The 5,888-nt window shown below is 68.4% G+C and carries 6 protein-coding genes and 1 pseudogene; 5 read left to right on the top strand and 2 right to left on the bottom strand.

From position 1 onward, the window contains the following. Positions 1-136: 136 nt before the first annotated feature. Positions 137-391: a hypothetical protein gene (locus tag AB0M27_RS46260; RefSeq protein ID WP_365732197.1), complete on the bottom strand. Its 255-nt coding sequence runs from the start codon at positions 389-391 to the stop codon at positions 137-139. Between the two features lie 229 nt (positions 392-620). Here AB0M27_RS46260 and AB0M27_RS46255 point away from each other — a divergent pair, with 229 nt between their 5' ends. From AB0M27_RS46255 to AB0M27_RS46240, 4 genes and pseudogenes are all read left to right on the top strand, one after another. Then, positions 621-1,094: a CBS domain-containing protein gene (locus AB0M27_RS46255; RefSeq protein ID WP_365732195.1), complete on the top strand. Its 474-nt coding sequence runs from the start codon at positions 621-623 to the stop codon at positions 1,092-1,094. A 711-nt stretch (positions 1,095-1,805) separates the two neighbouring features. Further along, positions 1,806-3,689, top strand: a complete 1,884-nt coding sequence (gene ftsH, locus AB0M27_RS46250; protein WP_365732192.1) for an ATP-dependent zinc metalloprotease FtsH — start codon at positions 1,806-1,808, stop codon at positions 3,687-3,689. Positions 3,690-3,961: 272 nt separating this feature from the next. Further along, positions 3,962-4,144 (top strand): annotated as a pseudogene (locus tag AB0M27_RS46245) (MarR family transcriptional regulator); the annotation flags it as partial. A gap of 4 nt (positions 4,145-4,148) precedes the next feature. Beyond that, positions 4,149-4,592, top strand: a complete 444-nt coding sequence (locus tag AB0M27_RS46240) for an amino acid--tRNA ligase-related protein (protein WP_365732189.1) — start codon at positions 4,149-4,151, stop codon at positions 4,590-4,592. Here AB0M27_RS46240 and AB0M27_RS46235 read toward each other — a convergent pair. After that, the gene (locus AB0M27_RS46235) at positions 4,578-4,742 is read right to left on the bottom strand and encodes a hypothetical protein (protein ID WP_365732187.1); all 165 of its coding nucleotides are present in this window, start codon (positions 4,740-4,742) and stop codon (positions 4,578-4,580) included. The two genes, AB0M27_RS46240 and AB0M27_RS46235, sit on opposite strands and share 15 nt — an antisense overlap. Positions 4,743-5,010: 268 nt before the next feature. Here AB0M27_RS46235 and AB0M27_RS46230 point away from each other — a divergent pair, with 268 nt between their 5' ends. Continuing rightward, positions 5,011-5,643 carry an HNH endonuclease family protein gene (locus tag AB0M27_RS46230; RefSeq protein ID WP_365732185.1) on the top strand — a complete coding sequence of 211 codons (633 nt, stop codon included), beginning with the start codon at positions 5,011-5,013 and terminating at the stop codon, positions 5,641-5,643. The last annotated feature ends 245 nt before the right edge of the window (positions 5,644-5,888 follow it).

Here is a 5,888-nt window from a genome sequence, read left to right as displayed (position 1 = left end):
GGCCACATCTCGCTGACCAGCCGAAACGCTACCGCCTAGAGAAACGCCCTCCAGGCGGCCACACCCATGTCCGCCCAGGTCAGAGGCCAGATTCGGTCCTCCAGGTCACCGAATTAAGTCGAACCCGGGGTAGAGATCAATTTCCTTTAGAGGCCTCGATGTCCGTCAGTATGAGCAGCGCGCGAAGCAGGTGGGTGGCGCGAGCGTGGTCAGTGCGGAGCTTGGTGAGGATCCGCCAGTTCTTCAGATGGGCGAAGCCGCGTTCGACCGGGGCGCGTCCGGCGGCCAGGATGCGGTTGACCTCCCCGCCGATGTGAAGACCGAGGACGTTCACGCCAGTCTCGCCGACGAAATCCTCACCGTCACCGTCCCCACGGCTCAGGCGTGCCAAGCCCCACCACATCGAGATCGAGGGCGAACCACCCGCTACCACAGGGCGCACGATTGGCGGGTGCGGACGACTGACCGTCGAACCGCACTCGCCCGACCGTGTGGGGTCACCAGCGGAAGGGCGGCACAAGGACGGGGGCACGACACCTGCGCGCATCCCTGCACCATGCGACGACGCCTCGACGGCACGGCAGGCACACCACAACCACCACGCCCGGAAGGAGACGACCATGACCGCTGCGCGGGACATCATGCATACCGGCGCTGCCTGCATCCAGGAAGCCCAGACCCTGGAGGACGCGGCGCGCAAGGTGAAGGAACTGGACGTCGGAGCACTGCCGATCTGCGGGGAGGACGACCGCCTCCACGGGATCATCACCGACCGTGACATCGTGGTGAAGTGTCTCGCCAAGGGGAAAGCCCCCCGGACCGTGACCGCGGGCCAACTCGGGCAAGGCAAGCCGGTCACTGTCGACGCGGACGCCGAAACCGACCGTGTCCTCCAGGTCATGCAGGAGCACAGGATCCGGCGACTCCCGGTCATCGAGGATCACCGCCTGGTAAGCCGAGGGGCACCTCGCGCGCCGCTTGCCGGAGGAACAGGTGGGTCACTTCGTCGAGGCTGTCTGCGCGACCAGGTGAATTCGAGGCGCAGTACACAACCTCTTACCTCTTGGTCATCATCACGGCGTCGGCGGCCGTGACTCCCGCCAGCAGCCGCTTCCTACGCCTCCGACAAACAGACGTGCCGGGGCGCGGGGGCAGCGTCATCGCCACTCCTCCCCGCCCGACGGCGCAATGCGTACCGACCCCAGGCCGGGCGAGCCCGTTGCGGGTGTTCGCGGCCTCACCTCGTCCACATCGTCGGCTACTCCCAGACGTCCCATGAATGCCGACTCGCTGCGCGCCAGTACAAGCCGCAGGTGCTCCCCCAACGCCGCGTAGGGCACATCTGATCCCAGCCGTTGTGCTGCCACGCCGGAATCAACGAAACGCGCGAGGCAGCCGACGTCCGCTGGATGGGCGGAGTTGCGGCCCGCGTCGGCATCCGGATCTGCGGACGTCAGAGCAGAACCCGCCCTGGGAGTCAGCGGTGAGTGCCCACGTTGCTGGACGTGTGACAACAAGACGGCGTGCACACCTGTCAGCCGGCTCCTGTCGGCGGCCATCGTCGTCCGCGAGCCTGTGCGAGCTCAGACCGGACGGCCCGCATCAGGGCCATTCGACCCCTGCCACCAGGAACGACTGGGTTTGAGGATGGTGGATGGGGTTCATGCCGACCGAAGGGCGTGGGATTGGTGATCACACGAGCGCGGATGCCGCGCCGGCACCTGACGCCGCCCGCCAAGCCCGGGCCGCCGCGCGAACCGCCCACGCCTCCGCCCCGGCAACCGCAGCCGTTCGGCGGACGGTGGATGTTCTGGTGGATCCTGATGACACTCGCCGCCGTCCTGCTGCTCTCTCACGCCCGCTCCGGGCCGCACACGACATCACTGTCGTACAGCGGCTTCGTCGGCAAGGTCGGCGCCAGCCAGGTGCAGACGGTCGATATCAACGACAAGGGCGCGGTCAGCGGCACCCTGACGGACGGCACGAAGTTCACTACCCAGATCCCCACCGCGCTGGGCACCGGGGCCCAATTGCAGCAGCAGCTGACCTCCCACCACGTGCAGATCAAAGCCAGCCAGAGCAGCAGCGGGGGCGGCTCGACGTGGTTGTCCGTGCTCTTCTCGTTCCTGCCGTTCCTGTTGCTGATCGGCGTCTTCGTGTGGATGGGACGCCGGGCCGCGGGGTCGGTGACCGGCGGGCTGAGCGCCGTCGGACGCTCGCGGGCGAAGATCATCGAGGCAGAGCGGCCCACCACCGGATTCGACGACATCGCCGGTTACGACGGAGTCAAGCAGGAGATCAGCGAGGTCGTCGACTTTCTGCGCAATCCCGCCCGGTACACCGCCGCAGGCGCCAAAGGCCCCCGTGGCGTGATCATGGTGGGGCCACCCGGTACCGGCAAGACGCTCTTCGCGCGAGCGGTCGCCGGGGAGGCGGATGTGCCGTTCCTGTCCGTGACCGGCTCCGCGTTCGTGGAGATGTTCGTCGGCGTTGGTGCCTCCCGGGTGCGCGACCTGTTCGGCGAAGCCCGCAAACGCGCCCCGTCGATCATCTTCATCGACGAGATCGACGCGCTCGGATCACGCCGCGCCGACGGAGCACGGTTGGGCGGCAACGACGAGCGCGAGCAGACCCTCAACCAGATGCTGTCCGAGATGGACGGCTTCGACCAGTCCAGCGGCATCGTCGTCCTCGCCGCCACCAACCGGCCCGACGCCCTCGACCCGGCCCTGCTGCGCCCCGGGCGCTTCGACCGCCAGGTCACCGTGCCGCTGCCCAACCAGTCCGAGCGGGCCGCGATCCTCGCCGTTCACGCCCGTGACAAGACCCTGGCTCCGGACGTCGACCTGGATACCGTAGCGCGCGCCACACCCGGGTTCTCCGGTGCCGATCTCGCCAACCTCGTCAACGAAGGCGCCATCAACGCCGTACGGGACAACCGTACCCGGATCGAGCCGCACGACCTGGATGCCGCCCGCGATCGTGTGCTGCTCGGACGCCGCGAGTCCTCCAACGCGCTGCTGCCCGAGGAACGCCGCTCGGTGGCTGTGCACGAATCGGGGCACGCCCTGGTCGCGGCGTTGTGCGAGCACGCCGACCCGGTGGCGAAGGTAACCATCCTGCCTGCCGGCGTCACCCTCGGCGTTACCGAGCAACTCCCTGAAGCGGAACGCCACTTGTACAGCGAAAGTTACCTGATCGACCTTCTGACGGTCCGCCTCGGCGGGCGCGCGGCCGAACTCGTGGTCTTCGGCGAGGGATCGACGGGAGCCGCCAACGACCTGGCCGGAGCTACGCAGATCGCCACCCGCATGGTCCGCGAGTTCGGCCTCTCCTCCGAGCTCGGGCCGATCGGCTACGCCTCCGCCCACCCGCACTTCCTCAGCGAGGCCACCGACGAGACGGGGCGGCCACCGTACTCGGAGCAGACCCAGCGCATCGTCGACGAGGAGGTCGCCCGGCTGCTACGCCAGGCCGAACAGCGCGCGATCACGCTGCTTCGCGGCCACCAGCCCTCCCTGGAACGCCTGGCCGGTGAACTGGTCACCCACGAGACCGTCGACGGCTCTGTCGTCCTCGACGTCCTGCGCCAGGAACGCAGCCAAGCGGACGGGAAAGGCGATGACGCCGTCAACGCGTCATTGCCTCCTGCGCATCCCGAGTCGGAAGTTCGCACCCCGCCTCGGTGATCGACCCAGCCGCGATCCGCTCGAGCGGGAGGTGCTGGCGCGGTTATGCGAGCCGGCCCGACACGGCGTTCGGTCCAGGTGCGGCGGAGTCGCACCTGAGCGCGGCCCGGATACCCTTTGCTCAATGTCTGCGCGACCCAGCTCCGGGGGCCTCCCCGCCCCGTCCCGCCGGGCAGGAGCCGGACGCCCCGCTGCTCACCGAGGCCGTCACCCGGCTGCATCGCGCGCTGCGCTCCTCGATCCGCACCGACTACCCGCCAAAGACTCTCCCCATGGCCCAGGTCGAGCTGCTCCAGGTACTGCGGGAACACTCTCCCGCGCACATCAGTGACCTGACCGCCCGCCGGCACCTGGCACCCAGCACGGTCAGTGGACTGATCAGCCGGATAATCGGCGCCGGGCTGGTCGCGCGTTACGTCGACCCAGCCAACCGTCGGTCCTCTGTCGTCACGCTCACCGATGCCGGCTGCGAGAAGCTCGCCCCCTGGACCAGGGCCCACAAAGATCATATGGCCACCACCTTCGCCGCCCTCGACGACAGCGAGCGCGCGGTGCCTGGAGCACCACCGGCGGGTCTTCGAGATCGGCCCGTGCTTCCGGCCCGAGAAGCCGGACGAGCTCCACGCGCCCGAGTTCCAGATGCTCGACCTCTACGCCGCCGACGAGGAATTCGACTTCCTCATGGCGCTCGCCGAGAAGCTGATCGGCCCGCACATCCCCTACACTCCCCAGCGGGTCTCCGTCGCCGACCACATCCGCGACCACTTCGGCATCGACCTGCGCCGTGAACCCCACGGTGACCTGCCCGCGCAGACGGCCGCGCACCTGGGCATGGGCGGCGACGTGCCGTTCAAGACGGTGCTCGGGCAGTTCGTGGAGCGCCAATCGTTAGGCATCGCGTGAGGGGACGCGGGCTGCGAGTTCGGCGGCGAAGCGGCGGGCCTGGGCGCCCCAGTCGTGGTTCGTTGTGCCGAAGTGCTGTAGGACGTCCAGCAGCTGGTGCGCCTCGGTGAGAGTGAGCAGCGGCAGGCGCGGCTCGTACAGTTCCGGCATATCGAGTGCGGAATCGAGAAGTTGGTCCATGCAGGGCGCAACGGACACACCCCGCGCCGGTTACGCTCGCCAGCCCGCCTCGGAACAGGGGATTTACTCTCCCCTGCGTGCCCCGCGCTGTGTTCCCGGCCCGCCTGGACCTGTGGGGCGTGGGTGAAGGTGGCGTGGGGGAGTTGTCGGCATCAGGTCCACGCGCGTAGCGCACGGTGCGACGACTGCGGTTATCTCGTGTGTGTATCTCCAACCCCCCACAAAATTTGGAGAGTTCATGCGTCGCATTGTCTTCGGCCTGCCCGCAACCGTCCTGGTCTTGGCTGGTGTCAGCACGGCCCCGGCTCTCGCCGATCCGCCCGCGCCGCCGCCTGTGGCGACCGCCCGCGCGGAGCTGACCGCGCTCACCGTGGCCCCGCCGCATTCGATGGACGGCTACGCTCGTGACAAGTTCGACATCTGGTCCACGCAGCCGGACGGCTGCACCACCCGCCAGGACGTCCTGGCCCGCGACGGCAGGAACGTCCAGGACAAACCCGACCACTGCCAGCCCGTCTCCGGCACCTGGTACTCCGTCTATGACGACACCACGGTCACCGACGTCGCCAAGGCCACCATCGACCACATGGTCCCCCTCGCCGAAGCCTGGCGCTCCGGCGCCGACACTTGGACCGCCGATCAGCGCAAGGCCTTCGGTAACGACCTGAAAGACCCCCAGCTGCTCATCGCGTCGGAGTCCGCGAACTCCTCGAAGTCCGACAGCGGGCCGGCCGACTGGAAGCCCACGAACCACGCGTTCTGGTGCACGTACGCCGAGGACTACACCCATATCAAGTCGGTCTGGAAGCTGACCACCACCGACAAGGAGAAGACAGCGCTGTCTTCGATGCTCGACACCTGCACCAACTAAACCCGCCCTCGGCATCAGCCCGTGCTCACCGGGCAGTGGCCCCGGTGAGCACGGTGCTGCATGGGGTCACTTGGTCGGGCCCTATGTCGGGTCCGGCGCCGCTGGCGGAACACCCCCGCGTCCGCGGGGGTGTTCCGCAGTACGTCGATCTGAACCGCCGACTTGTATGGGGGTAGCGGGACGCGGTCGGGTTGGCCGCTCGTAGCGTGCCGTAGGACGCCGGGCCGGGTGACTCGTGAACCGTC

Source organism: Streptomyces sp. NPDC052107, from assembly GCF_040680215.1.
Lineage (GTDB): Bacteria > Actinomycetota > Actinomycetes > Streptomycetales > Streptomycetaceae > Streptomyces.
Note: the sequence above shows the minus strand (reverse complement) of the source record. Positions and strands in the feature narration are given on the sequence as shown.